This window comes from Sulfitobacter sp. (assembly GCF_041552635.1).
Lineage (GTDB): Bacteria > Pseudomonadota > Alphaproteobacteria > Rhodobacterales > Rhodobacteraceae > Sulfitobacter.
On record NZ_JBFEKM010000356.1, the window covers coordinates 1 to 1,468 of the forward strand.

Sequence of the window (1,468 nt, forward strand, 5' to 3'; positions counted from 1 at the left end):
GAAATCGCGCCAAGGGCGGGGTTCGACAGCGGGCGGCGTTTCCTGCATGAGTGCTTGGAAAAGCGCCGCATAGGCTTTGGCAGCTTTGGCATTGCTGAACCGCGCGCGGGCCTGCTGGGCACCGCGTTCGTGTTGTGCCTGTAGCTTGGCGCGGTTTTGGGCCAAATCGGCGATCGTGTCTGCCAGTTTCTCGGCATCCCCTTGGTCGTGGAGAGAGCCGGTCAGCCCGGGTTCGATCATGAAATCGGTGATGCCCTTGATGTTGAAACAGACCGGGACACACCCTGCCATCATCGCTTCAAGCAGTGCATTGGGCATGCCTTCAAAGCGTGAGGTGAAAACAAAAACATCTGTCTCTGCTAAGAAATTAGGAATCTGGTCAGGGCCAATCGCGCCAAGAAACTCCACTCGACCCGCAGCTTCGTGCGCGGCGAGTGCATGGTGCAGTTGGTCGCCGTCCCGGCCTTTTCCCGCGATGCGCAGCCGGAAGTGTACCTCGCGGGCGTGTAACGCATCAACGATTGCCGGCAGGTGCAATACACCTTTCTGCCCATGCTCAAGCCGCCCGAGAAAGCCCAATTCAAGCTTCTCTCCTTGGCCACGGGGGAGGGCTGCCGCAACGTCAAACCTGACCGGGTCAATGCCGTTTGGAATAAGCTCGATGCGATCCGGGTCAGCGCCATAATCAGCGACCAAGTCGTCGCGCAGCCGAGGGCTGAGAGCGATAATCCGCATCAGACGTTCGCGCCCTGACATCGTGATGCGGTACCCATGGTCGAAGGCATTGGCACAGCGTGACATGATCCGGACACGGCTTGGCAAATGCGGCAGCGCCGACAAAATTCCGGCGGAGTTGATGCCCATGACGATATCTATGCGTTCGGCCTCACACCAATCGGTGAAAGTACGTGCCTGCTTTTTCAGGCTGGAACTGCGCGGAACCAGAAGATGGCATCCCTCGTCAACATAATCAGCTTCGGAAAGATGGGCATCATCCCTGCCCAGGCTGACACAGCGCAGGTCGATCCCGTGGCCCAGCAGGGCAGGGCGCAGGTTTCTGTAGAAGGTGAAGGTCCCTGCATCCTTGGGGACAGATCCAAAGGCTACACGAATTTTAGGCTGGAGAGACATCAAGAATGAATCCTCATGTGGCCCCGTCAATGCCGCCGGTGCGGGTGATGCGGTGAAATGCTTCGGAGCGCCACACATCTTCAACCGTGCCATCTGCCGAGATCCGCCCGTTTTCCAGAAGGATCAACCGATCGGCATATTCTAGGGGTTCGAGTTGATGGGTCACTGAAATAACCGTCGGATTCTGTGGAAGGTCAGACAACGCCTGCAACATCTTGGTCTGCGTGTTGAGGTCCAACGCCGATGTTGCCTCGTCCAGAATAATGACGGTGGGAGTACGGTAAAGAGCCCGAGCAAGTCCAATACGCTGACGCTGCCCCCCCGATAGGGCCGAGCC

Annotated in this window: 2 protein-coding genes; both read right to left on the reverse strand. The window is 58.0% G+C overall.

What is annotated here, in order from left to right:
* Positions 1–1,131 (reverse strand): glycosyltransferase family 4 protein (locus tag ABYT07_RS21030; protein ID WP_372993941.1); only part of this gene is annotated, 1,131 nt, incomplete at its 3' end.
* Positions 1,132–1,144: 13 nt separating this feature from the next.
* The coding region (locus ABYT07_RS21035; protein WP_372993942.1) for an ATP-binding cassette domain-containing protein at positions 1,145–1,468 on the reverse strand (324 nt) is incomplete at its 5' end.